At 67.4% G+C, this 16,029-nt stretch carries 15 protein-coding genes; 9 read left to right on the forward strand and 6 right to left on the reverse strand.

The features are described from left to right. The first annotated feature begins 7 nt into the window (after window positions 1-7). The 4 genes from HJG53_RS15055 to HJG53_RS15070 all read left to right on the forward strand — a co-directional run bounded on the left by HJG53_RS15055 (window position 8) and on the right by HJG53_RS15070 (window position 5,082). Window positions 8-2,041 carry a 3-hydroxyacyl-CoA dehydrogenase NAD-binding domain-containing protein gene (locus HJG53_RS15055; protein ID WP_171132008.1) on the forward strand — a complete coding sequence of 678 codons (2,034 nt, stop codon included), beginning with the start codon at window positions 8-10 and terminating at the stop codon, window positions 2,039-2,041. Between the two features lie 58 nt (window positions 2,042-2,099). Then, entirely contained in the window at window positions 2,100-2,921 is an 822-nt protein-coding gene (locus tag HJG53_RS15060; RefSeq protein ID WP_171132010.1) for a cytochrome b/b6 domain-containing protein, read from the forward strand. Between the two features lie 140 nt (window positions 2,922-3,061). Then, window positions 3,062-3,811: a molybdopterin-dependent oxidoreductase gene (locus tag HJG53_RS15065; RefSeq protein WP_171132012.1), complete on the forward strand. Its 750-nt coding sequence runs from the start codon at window positions 3,062-3,064 to the stop codon at window positions 3,809-3,811. 44 nt (window positions 3,812-3,855) lie between these two features. Then, the gene (locus HJG53_RS15070) at window positions 3,856-5,082 is read left to right on the forward strand and encodes a cyclopropane-fatty-acyl-phospholipid synthase family protein (RefSeq protein ID WP_171132014.1); all 1,227 of its coding nucleotides are present in this window, start codon (window positions 3,856-3,858) and stop codon (window positions 5,080-5,082) included. Here HJG53_RS15070 and HJG53_RS15075 read toward each other — a convergent pair. Continuing rightward, window positions 5,070-5,489, reverse strand: a complete 420-nt coding sequence (locus HJG53_RS15075) for a DUF1801 domain-containing protein (protein WP_171132016.1) — start codon at window positions 5,487-5,489, stop codon at window positions 5,070-5,072. The genes HJG53_RS15070 and HJG53_RS15075 overlap by 13 nt on opposite strands. A 53-nt stretch (window positions 5,490-5,542) precedes the next feature. Here HJG53_RS15075 and HJG53_RS15080 point away from each other — a divergent pair, with 53 nt between their 5' ends. From HJG53_RS15080 to HJG53_RS15095, 4 genes are all read left to right on the forward strand, one after another. Continuing rightward, the gene (locus HJG53_RS15080; protein ID WP_171132018.1) at window positions 5,543-6,766 is read left to right on the forward strand and encodes an argininosuccinate synthase; all 1,224 of its coding nucleotides are present in this window, start codon (window positions 5,543-5,545) and stop codon (window positions 6,764-6,766) included. A gap of 122 nt (window positions 6,767-6,888) precedes the next feature. Continuing rightward, complete coding sequence (locus HJG53_RS15085) at window positions 6,889-8,574, forward strand: hypothetical protein (protein WP_171132020.1); 1,686 nt, start codon at window positions 6,889-6,891, stop codon at window positions 8,572-8,574. Window positions 8,575-8,582: 8 nt separating this feature from the next. Then, on the forward strand, window positions 8,583-10,055 hold the full coding sequence (locus HJG53_RS15090; protein ID WP_171132022.1) for a hypothetical protein: 1,473 nt from the start codon (window positions 8,583-8,585) through the stop codon (window positions 10,053-10,055). Then, window positions 10,052-11,128, forward strand: a complete 1,077-nt coding sequence (locus HJG53_RS15095; protein WP_171132024.1) for a glycosyltransferase family 2 protein — start codon at window positions 10,052-10,054, stop codon at window positions 11,126-11,128. The genes HJG53_RS15090 and HJG53_RS15095 overlap by 4 nt, the downstream gene beginning before the upstream one ends. Here the strand turns inward: HJG53_RS15095 and HJG53_RS15100 are convergent. Both HJG53_RS15100 and HJG53_RS15105 read right to left on the reverse strand, forming a co-directional pair. Beyond that, the gene (locus HJG53_RS15100) at window positions 11,021-11,425 is read right to left on the reverse strand and encodes a GtrA family protein (RefSeq protein ID WP_171132026.1); all 405 of its coding nucleotides are present in this window, start codon (window positions 11,423-11,425) and stop codon (window positions 11,021-11,023) included. The two genes, HJG53_RS15095 and HJG53_RS15100, sit on opposite strands and share 108 nt — an antisense overlap. Window positions 11,426-11,531: 106 nt before the next feature. Further along, window positions 11,532-12,275 carry a methyltransferase domain-containing protein gene (locus tag HJG53_RS15105; protein WP_171132028.1) on the reverse strand — a complete coding sequence of 248 codons (744 nt, stop codon included), beginning with the start codon at window positions 12,273-12,275 and terminating at the stop codon, window positions 11,532-11,534. Window positions 12,276-12,333: 58 nt separating this feature from the next. Here HJG53_RS15105 and HJG53_RS15110 point away from each other — a divergent pair, with 58 nt between their 5' ends. After that, the gene (locus tag HJG53_RS15110; RefSeq protein ID WP_171132030.1) at window positions 12,334-14,106 is read left to right on the forward strand and encodes an AcrB/AcrD/AcrF family protein; all 1,773 of its coding nucleotides are present in this window, start codon (window positions 12,334-12,336) and stop codon (window positions 14,104-14,106) included. Here HJG53_RS15110 and HJG53_RS15115 read toward each other — a convergent pair. From HJG53_RS15115 to HJG53_RS15125, 3 genes are all read right to left on the reverse strand, one after another. Beyond that, on the reverse strand, window positions 14,099-14,719 hold the full coding sequence (locus HJG53_RS15115) for a MarC family protein (RefSeq protein WP_171132032.1): 621 nt from the start codon (window positions 14,717-14,719) through the stop codon (window positions 14,099-14,101). The two genes, HJG53_RS15110 and HJG53_RS15115, sit on opposite strands and share 8 nt — an antisense overlap. Before the next feature lie 99 nt (window positions 14,720-14,818). Then, window positions 14,819-15,712 carry a bifunctional methylenetetrahydrofolate dehydrogenase/methenyltetrahydrofolate cyclohydrolase FolD gene (gene folD, locus HJG53_RS15120; RefSeq protein WP_171132034.1) on the reverse strand — a complete coding sequence of 298 codons (894 nt, stop codon included), beginning with the start codon at window positions 15,710-15,712 and terminating at the stop codon, window positions 14,819-14,821. Beyond that, the gene (locus HJG53_RS15125; RefSeq protein ID WP_171132037.1) at window positions 15,709-16,014 is read right to left on the reverse strand and encodes a YggT family protein; all 306 of its coding nucleotides are present in this window, start codon (window positions 16,012-16,014) and stop codon (window positions 15,709-15,711) included. The genes folD and HJG53_RS15125 overlap by 4 nt, the downstream gene beginning before the upstream one ends. Between the last annotated feature and the right edge of the window lie 15 nt (window positions 16,015-16,029).

Raw genomic sequence — 16,029 nt, forward strand, 5'->3', positions numbered from 1 at the left:
AAGAACCATGTCCGGCCCCATCACCACCGAAGTCCGCGACGGCATCCTGATCGTCACGTCCAACAACCCGCCGGTGAACGCGCTTGGCGCGGCCGTGCGGCAGGGCCTCGCCGCCGCCATCGACCAGCTGGAGCGCGATGACGAGATCAAGGCGGCGGTGATCCGCTGCGAGGGCCGCACCTTCTTCGCCGGCGCCGACATCACCGAGTTCGGCAAGCCGCCGGTCGAGCCGATGCTGCCGCAGGTCATCGACCGCATCGAGGCGTCGAGCAAGCCGGTGGTCGCCGCGATCCACGGCACCGCCCTCGGCGGCGGCCTCGAAGTTACGCTCGGCTGCCATTACCGTGTCGCGGTGCCGTCCGCGAAGCTCGGCGTGCCGGAAGTGAAGCTCGGCCTGCTGCCCGGTGCTGGCGGCACCCAGCGCCTGCCCCGCATCGCCGGCATCGAAGCCGCTGCCGAGATGTGCGCAACGGGTAATCCGATCAGCGCCGCCAAGGCACAGCAGGTCGGGCTGGTCGACAAGATCGCCGAAGAAGGCCGTCTGCTCGAAGACGCGCTGGAGTTTGCGAAAGGCGTGATCGGCGTCGAGCCGCGGCGCAGCCGGGAGGTGCCGGTCCATGGCGACCCGGCCTTCATCCAGAAGTTCGCGACCGAGAACGCCAAGAAGTTCCGCGGCTTCGATGCGCCCGCCGCCAACCTCCGCTGCGTGCAGGCGGCAGTCGAATTGCCCTTCGATCAGGGCATTGCGTTCGAGCGGCAGGAGTTCATGAAGCTGATGATGGGCACGCAGTCCGCGGCCCAGCGCCACATCTTCTTCGCCGAGCGCCAGGCAGCGAAGATCGACGGCATTCCCGAGGACATCAAGCTGCGCGACATCAAGCGCGTCGGCGTGATCGGCGCCGGCACGATGGGCGGCGGCATCTCGATGAACTTCCTTCAGGCCGGCATCCCCGTGACGATCGTCGAGGCCGCGCAGGAGAATCTCGATCGCGGCGTGGGCGTCATCCGCAAGAATTACGATGCGTCGGCCGCCAAGGGCCGCTTCAAGTCCGAACAGGTGGACCAGTATATGGGCGCGCTGACGCCCACGCTGAAGCTCGAGGATCTGGCCGATTGCGACCTGATCATCGAAGCGATCTACGAGAATATGGACGTCAAGAAGGAGACGTTCGCCAAGCTCGACAAGATCGCCAAGCCAGGTGCGATCCTCGCGTCCAACACGTCCTATCTGAACATCGACGAGATCGCCGCGTCGACGAGCCGTCCGCAGGACGTGCTTGGCATGCACTTCTTCTCGCCGGCCAACGTCATGAAGCTGCTGGAGGTGGTGCGCGGCGCCAAGACCGCGCCCGACGTGCTCGCCACCGCGATGGCGATCGGCAAAAAGATCGGCAAGGTCGCGGTGGTCGCCGGCGTTTGCTACGGCTTTATCGGCAATCGCATGCTGATGCCGCGTCAGGTCGAGGCCAACAAGCTGCTGATGGAAGGCGCGACGCCCGAACAGATCGACCGCGTGCATGTCGAGTTCGGCATGCCGATGGGTCCGTTCCAGATGTCCGACCTGGCCGGCGTCGATATCGGCTGGCATCGCGACCCGAACAGGATCGAGAACGTCCGCGACGCGCTCTGCGCCAAGGGGCGCTGGGGCCAGAAGACCGGCAAGGGCTTCTACGATTATGACGAGAAGCGGCGCCCGACGCCGTCGCCCGAAGTGCAGGCGATCATCGACGAGTTCGCCGCCAAGGAAGGCACCAAGAAGCGCGAGATCAGCGACCAGGAGATCGTCGAGCGCACGCTCTACACCATGGTCAATGAAGGCGCGCTGATCCTGGAGGAAGGCATCGCCCAGCGCGCCTCCGACATCGATGTGGTGTGGATCTACGGCTATGGCTGGCCCGTCTATCGCGGCGGCCCGATGCTGTGGGCGGACCATGAAGGCGCCGACAAGATCGTGACCGGCCTCGAAAAGCACGGCTTCAAGGTCGCCAAGCTGCTGAAGGAAAAGGCGGAGACGAAGGGGCGCTTCAACCGGCCGGTATAACCGTCCTGCATGGTTTCCATGCATTTGACAGGGTGACGATCTGTGCGACTATGGCGGAATGGAGCCTGGCCGCACGCGCCTGATCTATCGCCACAAGCTGGCCACCCGGCTGTGGCACTGGGTGAATGCGGTGACGATCATCGTGCTGCTGATGAGCGGGGCGATGATCTTCAACGCGCATCCGCGGCTTTATTGGGGTCAATATGGCGCCAATCAGGATCGTCCATGGCTGCTGATCGCGTCCGACAGCCAAGGCGGCTATCTGAAGATTGGCGATCGCCGCTGGGAGACGGACGGCGTGCTCGGCCGCTGGACCGCTGCGGACGGATCGGTGCGGACGAACGCCTTTCCCGGCTGGGCTACCATCCCGTCGAACTATGATCTGGCGCTTGCCCGCCGCTGGCATCTGGCATTCGCGCTGCTGCTCGGTTTCGGCCTGCTCGCCTTCATGGTCGCCAGCCTGATCAATCGCCATTTCAAGAAGGACCTGGTGCTGCACCGGCGCGAGCTGACGCCGCGCCATCTCTGGCACGATGTCGTCGAGCATCTGAAGCTCCGCTTCCACAATGCGGAAGACCCCGGCGCGTTCAATATCCTGCAGAAGCTCAGCTATATCGGCGTGATCTTCATCCTCATCCCGCTCGTGATCATGACCGGCCTGACCATGTCGCCGGGCATGAACGCGGCCTGGCCTTGGCTGGTCGATCTGTTCGGCGGCCGCCCCTCGGCGCGATCGCTCCACTTCATCGCCGCCGCCCTGCTGCTGCTGTTCATCGTCGTGCACCTGGTGCTGGTGCTGCTGTCGGGACCGCTGAACGGCGTGCGCGGCATGGTGACCGGGTGGCTGCGCGTACCGGCGACGGCGGAGGAGAGTCAGTGAGGCGCCTCTTCAATCCTCCCCGGAACGGGGAGGGGGACCGCGGGCGTCAGCACGTGGTGGAGGGGGCCCCGGGTTTGGTGCGGGCGGAGGGCCCCCTCCACCATGCTGCGCATGGTCCCCCTCCCCGTTCCGGGGAGGATTTGCTTCTGTCCCGCCGACGCCTGATCGGGTCGCTAGGTGCGGCCGGGCTGCTGTCGGGCTGCGACAAGCTCGGCGAGAACGAGACGTTCCGCTCCATCCTGTTCAAGGCGGAGGATGCGCACCGCTATCTGCAGCGGTCGCTGACCGATCGGGGCGCCCTGGCCCGCGAGTTCGCGCCGGAGCAGATGAGCCCGGTGTTCCGCACCAACGGCACCAACAATCCGAATACGCCCGATTATCAGGCGCTTGCTGCCAACCGCTTCGCCGACTGGCGGCTGGTCGTGGACGGGCAGGTCGCACGGCCATTGTCGCTGAGCCTCGCCCAGCTTCGATCCATGCCGACGCGGACCCAGATTACGCGCCACGACTGCGTCGAGGGCTGGAGCGCGATCGGCCAATGGCATGGCGTGCCGCTGAAGCTGCTGCTCGACCAGGCCGGGATGCGCTCTTCGGCACGCTACGTCGTGTTCCACTGCGCCGACCGTTATGGCGAGCGGCCCTATTATGAGTCGGTCGACCTGATCGACGCTTTTCACCCGCAGACGATCCTCGCCTGGGGCATGAACGGCCATCTGCTCGATATCGGCCACGGCGCCCCGATCCGGCTGCGGGCGGAGCGGCACCTGGGCTACAAGCAGGCGAAATATGTGATGCGGGTCGAAGCGGTAGACAGCTTTGCCGGCATCCATGGCGGCAAGGGTGGGCTGTGGGAGGATATTGCCGGCTATGAATGGTATGCCGGCATTTAGCCCCGCCCTTCGGCACCAGACCGTTACGTAGGCGTTCCGCACGCATGGCCCTGTTCGACACGCTGATGCGCCGGGTGGTGAGGCGCGGCGAACTCACCGTGATCTTCGCCGACGGGACGCAGCGAACATTCGGTGCCCCCGATCCCGAAATCCGGTCGGTGACCGTCCGCTTCGCCGACCGCGCGACGCCGCTCAACATCGCCCGGCTGCCGCGGATCGGCGCCGGCGAGGCCTATATGGACGGCAAGCTGATCGTCGAGCAGGGCGACATCCTCGACCTGATCCGGCTGATCCGGGCCGGGCAGCCGTTCGAGCGCGGGGGCGAGCTCAGGCCGCCCAACCCGCTTCGTCGCTCCGTGCAGGACGTGCGCGGGCGGTTCGACCGGCTGAACTGGACGCGCCGATCAAAGCGCAATGTCGCGCATCATTACGACCTTTCCGACCGGCTCTACGACCTCTTCCTCGATGCCGACCGGCAATATAGCTGCGCCTATTTCACCGACCCGGCGAACAGCCTGGAGCAGGCGCAGGCGGACAAGAAGGCGCATATCGCCGCCAAGCTGGCGCTGCGATCAGGCCAGACCGTGCTCGACATCGGCTGCGGCTGGGGCGGCATGGCGCTCTACCTGAACCGGGTCGCCGATGTGGACGTGCTCGGCATCACCTTGAGCGAGGAGCAGCTGAAGGTCGCACGGCGGCGTGCCGAGGAAGCGGGGGTCGCCGACCGGGTCCGCTTCGAGCTGATCGACTATCGCGACGTGACCGGGCGGTTCGACCGGATCGTGTCGGTCGGCATGTTCGAACATGTCGGACCGCCGCATTACCGCACCTTCTTTCGCAAGTGCCGCAACCTGCTCGCCGAAGACGGCGTGATGCTGCTGCATACGATCGGCCGCATGGGCGGCCCGGGCACGACCGACGCCTTCACCTCCAAATATATCTTTCCCGGCGGCTATATCCCGGCGCTGAGCGAGATCGTCCGGGCGAGCGAATCCGCGCGACTGATCGCGTCGGACGTCGAGACGCTGCGGCTGCATTACGCCTATACGCTCAAGCACTGGTATGACCGCACGGTCGCCAAGCGGGCGGAGATCGAGGCGCTCTATGACGAGCGCTTCTTCCGCATGTGGCAATTCTATCTGGCCGGAGCGCTTGTCTCGTTCGAGCATGGCGGCATGTGCAACTATCAGGTGCAATATGTCCGCAGTCGCCACGCGGTGCCGATCACCCGGGACTACATGGCGGATGCCGAGCGGAGCTATAGCGGGTAGCGCTCCAGCCGCTCGCGCCAAGACGCAGCGATCATCTCTTCGAGCACGGCTGCGTCCACATCGGCGAGCTTGGTGATGTACAGGCAGCCCTTGCCCTTCTTGTGCTTGCCAAGCTTCGCCAGCAATTCGTCGCGGGCCGGATATTCGCTGCCGAGATAGAGAGTCAGCGCCGATTTCCGCGGGCTGAAGGCGATGCGTGGCGCTTCGCCCGAATGGCCACTCTCATAGGTATAGGCATAGCGGCCGAAGCCGATGATGCTTGGCCCCCACATGGTCGCGGGTTCACCGGAGATGCGCTCCATCATCTCGATCAGCTGTTGCGCTTCCGCGCGGCGCTGCGGGGGCTCGGCGCCGTTGACGAAGTCGGCCACGCTGACGCTCGTCGGTTTCGTCTTGTTCTCGGCCATTGCACCCCTCCCTTGTTGCGCATAGGGCGCGCGCCACACGGAGGTTCTATTCGATGGCAAGCAAGGTCAACCGGGTCGTTCTCGCCTTTTCCGGCGGGCTCGACACGAGCGTGATTCTGAAGTGGCTGCAGCAGACCTATGACTGCGAGGTGGTGACCTTCACCGCCGATCTGGGCCAAGGCGAGGAGCTGGAGCCGGCGCGGCGCAAGGCCGAGCTGATGGGAGTCAAGCCCGAGCACATCTTCATCGAGGATCTGCGCGACGAATTCGTCCGCGACTATGTCTTCCCGATGATGCGCGCCAATGCGGTGTATGAGGGCCAGTATCTGCTCGGCACCTCGATCGCGCGGCCGCTGATCGCCAAGCGCCAGATCGAGATCGCCAAGCAGGTCGGGGCCGACACCGTCTCCCACGGCGCGACCGGCAAGGGCAACGACCAGGTGCGGTTCGAACTCGGCTATTACGCGCTCAACCCGGACATCAAGGTGATCGCGCCGTGGCGGGAATGGGACCTGACCAGCCGCACCCGGCTGATCGAGTTCGCCGAAGCGCATCAGATCCCGATCCCCCGCGACAAGCGCGGCGAGGCCCCCTTCTCGACCGACGCGAACCTGCTGCACACTTCGTCCGAGGGGAAGGTGCTGGAGGACCCGTGGGAAGAGGTGCCGGACTATGTCTATTCGCGCACCAACAATCCCGAGGATGCGCCGGACACGCCCGAATACATCACCATCGACTTCGAGCGCGGCGATCCGGTCGCGGTGAATGGCGAGGGCCTGGGACCGGCGGCGCTGCTCGAGAAGCTCAACGATTATGGCCGCATTCACGGCATCGGACGGCTTGATCTCGTCGAGAACCGCTTCGTCGGCATGAAGTCGCGCGGCATGTACGAGACGCCGGGCGGCACGATCCTCCATCTGGCGCATCGCGGCATCGAGCAGCTGACGCTCGACCGGGGCGCAGCGCATATGAAGGATGCACTGATGCCGCGCTACGCGGAGCTCATCTACAACGGCTTCTGGTTCTCGCCCGAGCGCGAGATGCTGCAGGCCGCGGTGGACGCTTCACAAAAGTCCGTGACCGGCACCGTACGGCTGAAGCTGTACAAGGGCGCCGCGCATGTCGTCGGACGCAAGGCGGACGTGAAGTATAATCTCTATTCCGCCGACATCGTAACGTTCGAGGATGATCTCGGCGCCTATGACCAGCGGGACGCGGAAGGCTTCATCAAGCTGAACGCGCTGCGGTTGCGTCTGCTCGGCCGGCGGGATCGGTGACCCAGGCTCCTCCCCGGAACGGGGAGGGGGACCAAGACGCGGAGCGGCTTGGTGGAGGGGCCGGCGGCGGAGCCGACGGTCGGAGCCATCCTCGCTTCGCTGCGGCCCCTCCACCCTCCCCGTTGCGGGGAGGAGCTAACACCCTCGCGCTGCTCCTCGCCGTCGCGCTGACGGCGCTGTGGACGGCGCTTGCCTGGACCGACCTCGCCGCCTTGCGCTTGCCCGAGCCGGACGACATGGTGCGGCTGGCGCAGATCAGGGACTGGCTCGACGGCCAGAGCTTCTCCGATCTGGTGCAGGCGCGGCTGGGTCCGCCGGGCGGGACGCCGCTACACTGGTCGCGGCTGCCGGACCTGGTGCCGGCGCTCATCATCTGGCTGCTGTCGCCGCTGATGGGCGTGGCGCGCACCGAGATCGCGGCGGTGATCTTCTGGCCGGAGCTGCTGTTCTTTCTGCATCTGCTGCTCATCGGCGGGCTGGCGCGGCGGCTGGGCGAGGGGCGCAGCGCCGCCCTCGCACTGGCGATCGGCGCCTTCGCCTTTCCGGCCATCGCGCTGTTCGCGCCGGGTCGGATCGACCATCACGGCCTGCAGCTGGTGCTGAGCGAGGCGATGCTGCTCGCGCTGCTCTCCTCGCGGCTGCTGCTGGCGGGAGCGGTGGCGGGCGTCAGCCTGGCCGTCGGCGCCGAGGCGACGCCGGTGATCGCGACCGCCATGCTGTGGCTGGCGCTCGGCTGGGTCAGCGACCGGCGGGCGGTGGCCGGCTTCGGCTTCGGACTGCTGATCGCGAGCCTTAGCGCCTTGGCGCTGCTCCGGCCGCAAATCTGGCCCGGCGAGTTCTGCGACAGCTTCACGCCGCCCGCGTTCACGCTGATGCTGATGGCGTCCGGCTATTGGCTGGTGCTCGGAGGCCTAGCGCCGCGCTTGCCGGATGTGCGCTGGCGTGCCGGCGTCGCCCTGTTGCTCGGGGCACTGGTGCTCGCGGCGGGCTGGCTCGCCGCACCAGCCTGTTTCGGTAGCCCCTATGGTGCCGCCGATCCGCTGCTGCAGCGGGTGTGGCCGGAGCAAGTGGGCGAATATGGCGGGCTGCTCCGCCAGTCGCCGGCGATGCTGATCGCATGGCTGGGACTGCCCCTGATCGGCCTGGGCGCCGGGCTGTGGCTGAGCTGGCGTCGCACAAGCGCAGCCATGCTGCTGCTGACTGGCGTTCTGATCGTCAGCATCCTCGCCAGCTTCCTGCAGCTGCGCACCTTGTGGTTCGCGGCGGCGCTGGCCGCGCCGCTGCTGGCGCAGGCGATCATCGCGATCCGCATCCGCGCGTTGCAGGTGCTGGCCGCGATTGCCTCGGTCGGGTTGGTCTGGCAGGGGCTCGGGCTGCTGGCGCCGCCTCGGGCTGTGGCTGCCGAGACCTGCACCGACCGCCACACGCTGCTGGCGCTGGACCGGCTCGACACGGGCACGTTCGCAGCGCCGATGAGCCTGTCCGGCTATCTGATCGGCGCGACCCAACACCGCAGCCTGGGCGGCCCCTTCCACCGCGACCGCGCCGGCAATCGGGCGCTCGCCGAGCTCTTCCTGTCGAGCCCGGAAGAGGCGCGCTACGTCGCCAATCTCTGGACCGTCGACTATGTGGCGCTTTGCCCGAGCGCGACGGGTGGCCTGCCGCCGCCGCTGCTGCGTCCGAGCGGCCTCGCCGCGCATCTGCTGAGCGGGGCCGCCCCCGACTGGCTCGATCCGGTGCCTCTGGTCGGCAGCAACCTGCTCGTCTGGCGCGTGCGGGCCATTGCCGGCCCCGGACTGCGCCCGTAGGAAGTCGCATGGCGGGGGATTTGCTCGACAAGCGGTGGGTCTGGCTGCTGCTGGCGTTTGCCATGGCGGTGCCGCTGCTGTGGCCGCAGGTGCCGCCGCTGGTCGACCTGATCGGTCATATGGGCCGATATCAGATCCAGACGCATATCAGCCAAGTGGCGTCGCTGTCGCAGGCGTTCAGTTTCCAGTGGAAGCTGCTCGGCAATCTCGGCGTCGACCTGCTGATCGTGCCGCTGTCGAAGCTGTTCGGCGTCGAACTCGGCGCCAAGCTGATCGCGCTCGCCATTCCGCCGCTGACTGCCCTCGGCATGCTGTGGACCGCCCGCGAAGCGCATGGCCGCGTGCCGCCGACCGCGCTGTTCGCGCTGCCCCTCGCCTATGCCTATCCCTTCCAGTTCGGCTTCATCAATTTCTCGCTGTCGGTCGCGCTGGCGTGGAACGCGCTTGCCCTGTGGATCAGGCTGGGCCGGCTCGGGCAGGTGCGACTGCGCACCGCCCTCTTTGTGCCGCTCGCCTGTCTGTTGTGGCTGACGCACATGGTCGGCTGGGGGCTGTTCGGACTCAGTGCGTTCGGCAGCGAGCTGGTGCGGAAGCAGCGCACCGGTGCGCCTTTGCCAGGCGCTGCAGTCGCAGCGGGGCTCACCTGCCTGGGCCTCGCCCTGCCGCTCGTACCGATGGTGCTGCTCCGCACCGACTCGCCTGAGGCAGTGAGCTTCGACTGGTTCAACTGGAACGCGAAGCTGTTCTGGATCACCTCACTGCTGCGCGACCGGTGGGAGCTGTTCGACGTGCTCAGCGCCTGGACGCTGTTTGTGATCGTCGCGGTGGCGGCCGTGAAGCGGCGTTTTGATCCGCTGCTGGCAGTGCCGGTGTTACTGTGCGTAGCGGCCTTCGTGCTGATGCCGCGGGTCGCGGTCGGCTCCGCCTACGCCGACATGCGGCTGTTGCCCTTCACCATGGGTCTGGCGCTGCTCGCGATCCGTTCGGAGGCAAACTGGATGGCTGCCGCCGGCTTGCTGTTCGTGAGCGCGCGACTGGCAGCGACAACCACGAGCTTCCTGCAGTTCGACCGCAGCTATCGGAGCGAGCTGCAGGCGATCGACCATCTGCCCCGCGGCGCCTCGGTGCTGTCGCTGGTGGTGCGGCCCTGCGGCAATGCCTGGACGACGCCGCGGCTCGACCATCTGCCGGCGCTCGCCATCGTCCGGCGCGACGCCTTCACCAATGATCAGTGGACCGTCGACAGCGCGCAGGGGCTCGAGGTGATCAAGCCCGGCGTCGGTCGCTACGGCAACGACCCGTCGCAGCTCGTCTATCCGAAGCAATGCCGGGGCGAGGGATCGGACCTCGACAAGGCGGTCGCCGAGTTCAACCGGGCCGCCTTCGATCACCTCTGGGTGCTCGGCGGAGGCGCGGCAGCACCCGATCTACGCCCCATCTGGTCGAACGGGCATTCCACGCTCTATCGTGTGGTCCGATGACCCGGCTCGCCCTCTCGATCGTCGTGCCCTGCTTCAACGAGGAAGCGTGCCTGCCAGAGCTGCACCGGCGCCTGTCCGAGGCGGCGCGGGAGACGGTCGGCGCGTCGCACGAAATCGTGCTGGTCAATGACGGCTCGCGGGATTCGACCTGGCAGGTGATGCAGGCGCTTGCTGCCAGCGATCCGCATCTCGTTGCCATCAACCTGTCGCGCAACCACGGCCATCAGCTGGCGCTGACCGCCGGGCTCGACCTGGCGGTGGGCGAGCGCATCCTGATCATCGACGCCGACTTGCAGGACCCGCCCGAGCTGCTGCCGGCGATGATGCGCGAGATGGACCTGGCGGGCGCCGACGTGGTCTATGGCGTGCGCCGCTCGCGTGAGGGCGAGACGGCGTTCAAGCGCGGCACGGCCAAGCTCTTCTACCGTCTGCTCTCGCATGCGACCGACACCGAGATTCCCGTGGACACTGGCGACTTCCGCCTGATCAGCCGCCGCGCGCTGGACGTGTTCCTGGCGATGCCGGAACAGGCGCGCTTCATTCGCGGCATGGTCGCCTGGCTCGGCTTCCGCCAGGTGCCGCTGCCGTACGATCGCGACGAACGCTTTGCGGGCACGACCAATTATCCGCTGCACAAGATGCTGCGCTTTGCGCTCGACGCGCTGACCAGCTTCTCATCGACGCCCTTGAAGCTCGCCAGCCATGCCGGGCTGTTGCTGTCCTTCGGATCGCTGCTGCTGATCGTCTATATCTTCGCCGGCTGGCTGTCGGGCCGCGCGGTCGAGGGCTGGACCTCGCTGATGCTGGTCGTGGTGGCGCTGGGCGCGGTGCAGATGTTCGTGCTCGGCGTGATGGGCGAATATCTCGGCCGGCTCTACAGCCAGGCCAAGCAGCGGCCGCTCTATGTGGTGGCGGACATCAGGGGCGCGCGCGCCGACCGTCAGGCGCGGCTCGGCATCGACGCCTCAGCCGAACGTCCAATGGCGGTGCATCAGGAAGGTCGCGAAGGGCGTGACCAGGACGTTGGGGACGATCGGCCACCAGGTCGGGCCGCCGAGCGCCTTTACGAGTAACCACACGAAGAAGCTGTTCAGCGCAAAGCCGAACAGGTTCACGGCGATGAAGCGCAGGCTCATGCCGGCATGATCGTCGCGCGCGCCATGGCCGGCAAAGCTGATCCAGCCATGCGCGAAATAGCCGATCGCGACGCCGATCAGGAAGGCGACGCCGATCGAGACGTTCGGGTCGAGCCCCGCCCATTCGACGCCGAAATAATAGATGGCCTGGCCGAGCGCGGTGATCAGCGCGCCGATGATGGCGTAGCGGATCAGCTGGACCGTGGCGGGGGAGTTCAGTTTCTGCAGCAGCATATCAAAACCCGGTTTGGCCTGAGCTTGTCGAAGGCCTCCCTTGTTCTTGGTGCCGAAAGGGGAAGGGAGGGCTTCGACAAGCTCAGCCCAAACCGCTCCGTAGGTATCACCGCAACCGCGCTTCCACCGCAGCCTTGGCCATCGCGATCGGCTTGACCAGCGCCGGCGGGATCAGGCGCACCATTGCGCGGCGGGCGCGCCAGCGCAGGTCGCCGGAGACTTCGACCGACGCCCCCTCTGGCACCTTCGCGGCGCGGATGCCGTCGGACAGGCGCTGCGCCCCCGCCTGGTTCGCGTAGATCAGCGTGTTGAAGCGGTACCAGGGCATAATCTCGGCGTCCGCAGCGATGCGCGGGCGCAGCCAGTCGTAAGCCTGGTAGCCGCGCGCGGCGAACTTGGCGCGCCAATAGCCGAGCGGCTGCTCGTTGACATGATGCTCGCCGCCCTGATGCGGCACGGCGGCGGAGAAGAGGATGACGTCGCCGTGGCGCGACAGCGAGTCGACGAAGGCCTCGGCACGGCTGGCGGGCAGATGCTCGGCGACTTCCAGCGACTGGACGAGATCGAAGCGACGGCCGAGATCGAGCGGCTGCAGCAGGTCGTGCGGCCGGAAGCGCTCCGCGGGAATAGCGAGCCGGTCGCGCGTCACATAGTCCCCGTCGACCGCCAGCACGTCGGGGACGCCCGCCGCCATCCACTCCGCCGCCCAGGCGCCGTGGCCGGAGCCGATATCGAGCAGGCTGGCGATCGTCATTTCGCCGAGCAGCAGCCGCGCGACGGTGCGCGCCGACGCCCGCGAGCCGGCGTCGATATAGTCGTAGAATCCGCCCGAATAGACGTGGTCAGCCATTGCTCTTTGCCCTTCGCGTGCGATCCCCTAATGATCCCGCCAGCTTACTGAAAGAACAATGTCGGCCGACCCGTCCTCCCTGTTCGACCGCCGGTGGCGGCTGCTCGTCGTCACGCTGTGGCTGGCGGCGTGCGTCTGGCTGATCTGGTCGCGCTGGGGCAGCATCCACTGGTTCGCGCTGGGCGACACCGACGACAATATGCGGATCGCGCAGGTGCGCGCCTGGCTGAACGGCCAGGGTTGGTATGATCTGCGCCAGTACAAGCTGAACCCGCCCGTCGGGTTCGACATTCACTGGTCGCGGCTTGTCGACCTGCCGATCGCCGGCCTGATCCTGGTCTTCCGCCCGCTGGTTGGCGGTCGGCTCGCCGAGCAGATCGCGGTGACGGTGGCGCCGCTGCTGCCGCTGCTGGTGGCGCTGTTCAGTGCCGGCCTGGCCGCGCGCCGGCTGATCGATCCGCGCGCGGCGCTGCTCGCGGCGGCGCTGGTGCTGTGCTGCCAGATCGCGCTCGACATGTTCCGGCCGCTGCGCATCGATCATCATGGCTGGCAGCTCGCCTTCCTGCTGGTGACCATCGCCGGCCTGGCCGACCCGCAACGCATCCGCGGCGGCATCACGGTCGGCGTCGCGAGCGCGCTGTCGCTGGTGATCGGGCTCGAGCTGCTGCCCTATATCGCGGTGGCCGGCGCCTCGATCGGCCTGCGCTGGATCGTGCACCGCGAGGCGAGCCCGCGGCTATTTTCCTATGCCGCGACTTTCGGCCTCGCCTCCGCGATCGGCTTCGGCCTGTTCGCCAGCTATGCGAACCGCGCGCCGGTCTGCGACGCCTTGTCACCGGTCTGGCTCTCGACCGTGCTGGTCGGCTGCGCGAGCCTGCTGGCGCTGACCCTGCTCAACCCGGCGCGTTGGGAGCTGAGGCTCGCCACGGCGGTGCTCGCCGCCAGCGCCGTCGCGGCCTTCTACTGGCTGTCATGGCCGCACTGCCGCGGGCGGCTCGAGGGCGTGTCGCCGGAGCTCTACAAATTATGGCTGTCGAACGTGCGTGAGGCGCGGCCGATCTATGCCCAGAACGCGCAGACGATCGTCGCGACCTTGATGTTGCCGGCGATCGGCTTGGTCGGCGCCGCCTGGGGAATCTGGCGCGCCCGGGGGCAGGAGGTCGTGTTCTGCTGGCTGTCGATCGTGGTGCTGTCGCTCTTTTCGGTCGGCATGCTGTTCTGGCAGGTGCGCGCCGGGCCTGCGGCGCAGCTGATCGGCGCAGTCGGCGCGGCGTTCCTCGGCTGGCATCTGGTGCGCTGGTTCGGCTCCTCGCAGCGGATGCTGGTGCGCGTGTTCGGCGTGGTCGGCGCGTTCCTGCTCGTTTCCGGTATCGCAAGCTATCTCGCCTTCCCCTTCCTGCCGAAGGAGAAGAAGAACGAGGCCTATTGGAAGAAGGTCACCGCCGCCAATCGCCGCTGCCCGACCCTGCCGGCGCTGCACCCGATCGCGCTGATGCCGGCGACGACGATCTTCACCTTCGCCGATCTCGGGCCGCGGATCATCGCGGTGACGCATCACAAGGCGGTCGCCGGACCCTATCACCGCAACGGCCAGGCGATCCTGGACGTGCATCACGCGTTCGACGGCGCGCCGGACCAGGCGCGGGCGATCGCCAGGCGGCATGGCGCGACCTTGCTGCTGGTCTGCCCCTTCTTCGCCGAATCGACCGTCTATCGGGCGCGCAGCCCGAACGGCTTCTATGCCCGGCTGGAGCGCGGCGAGCGCTTCCCCTGGCTGGAGCCGGTGAAGCTGCCGAAGAACTCGCCTTACTGGCTGTGGCGGATCAGGTGAGTGCCGCGCGCACGCCGTCGATCACGAACTGAACGGCAAGCGCGGCCAGCACCACGCCGAGGATACGCGTGATCATCGCTTCCAGCCGGTACCCGAGCAGGCGCATCAAGGGGCCGGCGAGCAGCAGGGCAAGCAGGGTCAGCACGAGCACCAGGGCGAGCGCGGCGAGCACGGTCAGGTCCTGCTCGAGCCCTTCCGCGCGCGAGGTGAGCAGCATGGCCGAGGCGATGGATCCGGGACCCGCGATCATCGGAATGCCCATCGGGAAGATGGAAATGTCCTCGTGCGCTGGCTGCGCCTTCACGTCTTCGGCGCGCGTCTCGCGGCGCTGCTGACGCCGTTCGAAGACCATTTCGAGCGCGATCAGGAACAGCATGATGCCGCCGGCGATGCGGAACGCGTCGAGGCTGATGCCGAGCGCGCGCAAAAAGGCTTCGCCGACCAGCGCGAACACGACCAGGATCGCGCCCGCGACGCCGACCGAGCGCAGCGCCATCGCGCGGCGATGCTGCCCGGTCGCACCGCTCGTCAGGCTGGCGAAGATCGGCGCGCAGCCGGGTGGATCGATCACCACGAACAAGGTGGCGAAGGCGGAGATGAAGAGTTCTAGCACGCGTGCTTACCTACTCCGCTCGTCCCGAGCGAAGTCGAGGGGCGGATGTGACGAGTCCGTGCCAGCGCCCCTCGACTACGCTCGGGACGAGCGAGTTGGTCACAGGTCGGGAGAAACATCCACGCCCTCCCGCCGGCACGCGCTCACCAGCGTATTCCGCAGCAGCACGGCGATCGTCATCGGGCCGACGCCCTTGGGCACCGGCGTGATCGCGCCGGCGACGGGCAAGGCGCTGTCGAAATCGACGTCGCCCACCAGGCGGGTCTTGCCCGGCTCGGCGGCGGGGACGCGGTTGATGCCGACGTCGATCACGGTCGCGCCGGGCTTCAGCCAGTCGCCCTTCACCATCTGCGGGCGGCCGACGGCGGCGACGACGATGTCGGCGCGGCGGACGACTTCCGGCAGGTCGCGGGTGCGGCTGTGCGCGATTGTGACGGTGCAGCTTTCGCGCAGCAGCAGCGCCGCCATCGGCTTGCCGACAATGTTCGAACGGCCGATCACCACGGCGTCGAGGCCTGACAGGTCGCCCAGCCGATCCTTGAGCAGCATCAGGCAGCCGAGCGGCGTGCAGGGGACGAAGCCGTCGAGCCCGCTGGCGAGCCGGCCGGCGTTGACGGGGTGGAAGCCGTCGACGTCCTTGGTCGGATCGATCGTCTCGATCACCGCCTGCTCGTCGATCTGTTTGGGAAGTGGCAGCTGGACGAGGATGCCGTCGACCGCGGGATCGGCGTTCAGCCGGCGGACCAGCGCGAGCAGATCGTCCTGCGCGGTGTCGGCCGGCAGTCTGTGTTCGAAGCTGAGCATGCCGGCTTCGACCGTGGCCTTGCCCTTGGAGCGGACATAGACCTGGCTGGCGGGGTCTTCGCCGACCAGCACCACGGCAAGGCCCGGCGCGCGGCCCGCCTGATTGCGGAAGGTTGCGACGCCGTCCGCGACCCGTCCGCGCAGGCCGGCGGCGAAACCGGCACCGTCGATGACCGCGGCCTGGCTCACATCGATGCGGCGATCATCGGCGTGAAGATCGCCGGCAGCACGATGCTCTGCAGGATGATGATGAGGAGCAGCACGACGAGCGGCGACAGGTCGAGCGCGCCCAGATCCGGCATGATCCGCCGGATCGGCCGGTAGAGCGGCGCGGTCATGCGATCGAGGGCGATCAGCACCGTGCGCACGAAGTCGCTGTGCATGTTGATGACGTTGAACGCGACCAGCCAGGACAGCACCGCCTGGATGATGATGATCCAGCGGGCGACCGTCAGCAGCAGGTCGAGGATTTGATAGATGACGAGGGCCATGGCAGCTCCCTAGCC

It is taken from the genome of Sphingomonas sp. ID1715 (assembly GCF_013044515.1).
Lineage (GTDB): Bacteria > Pseudomonadota > Alphaproteobacteria > Sphingomonadales > Sphingomonadaceae > Sphingomonas_B.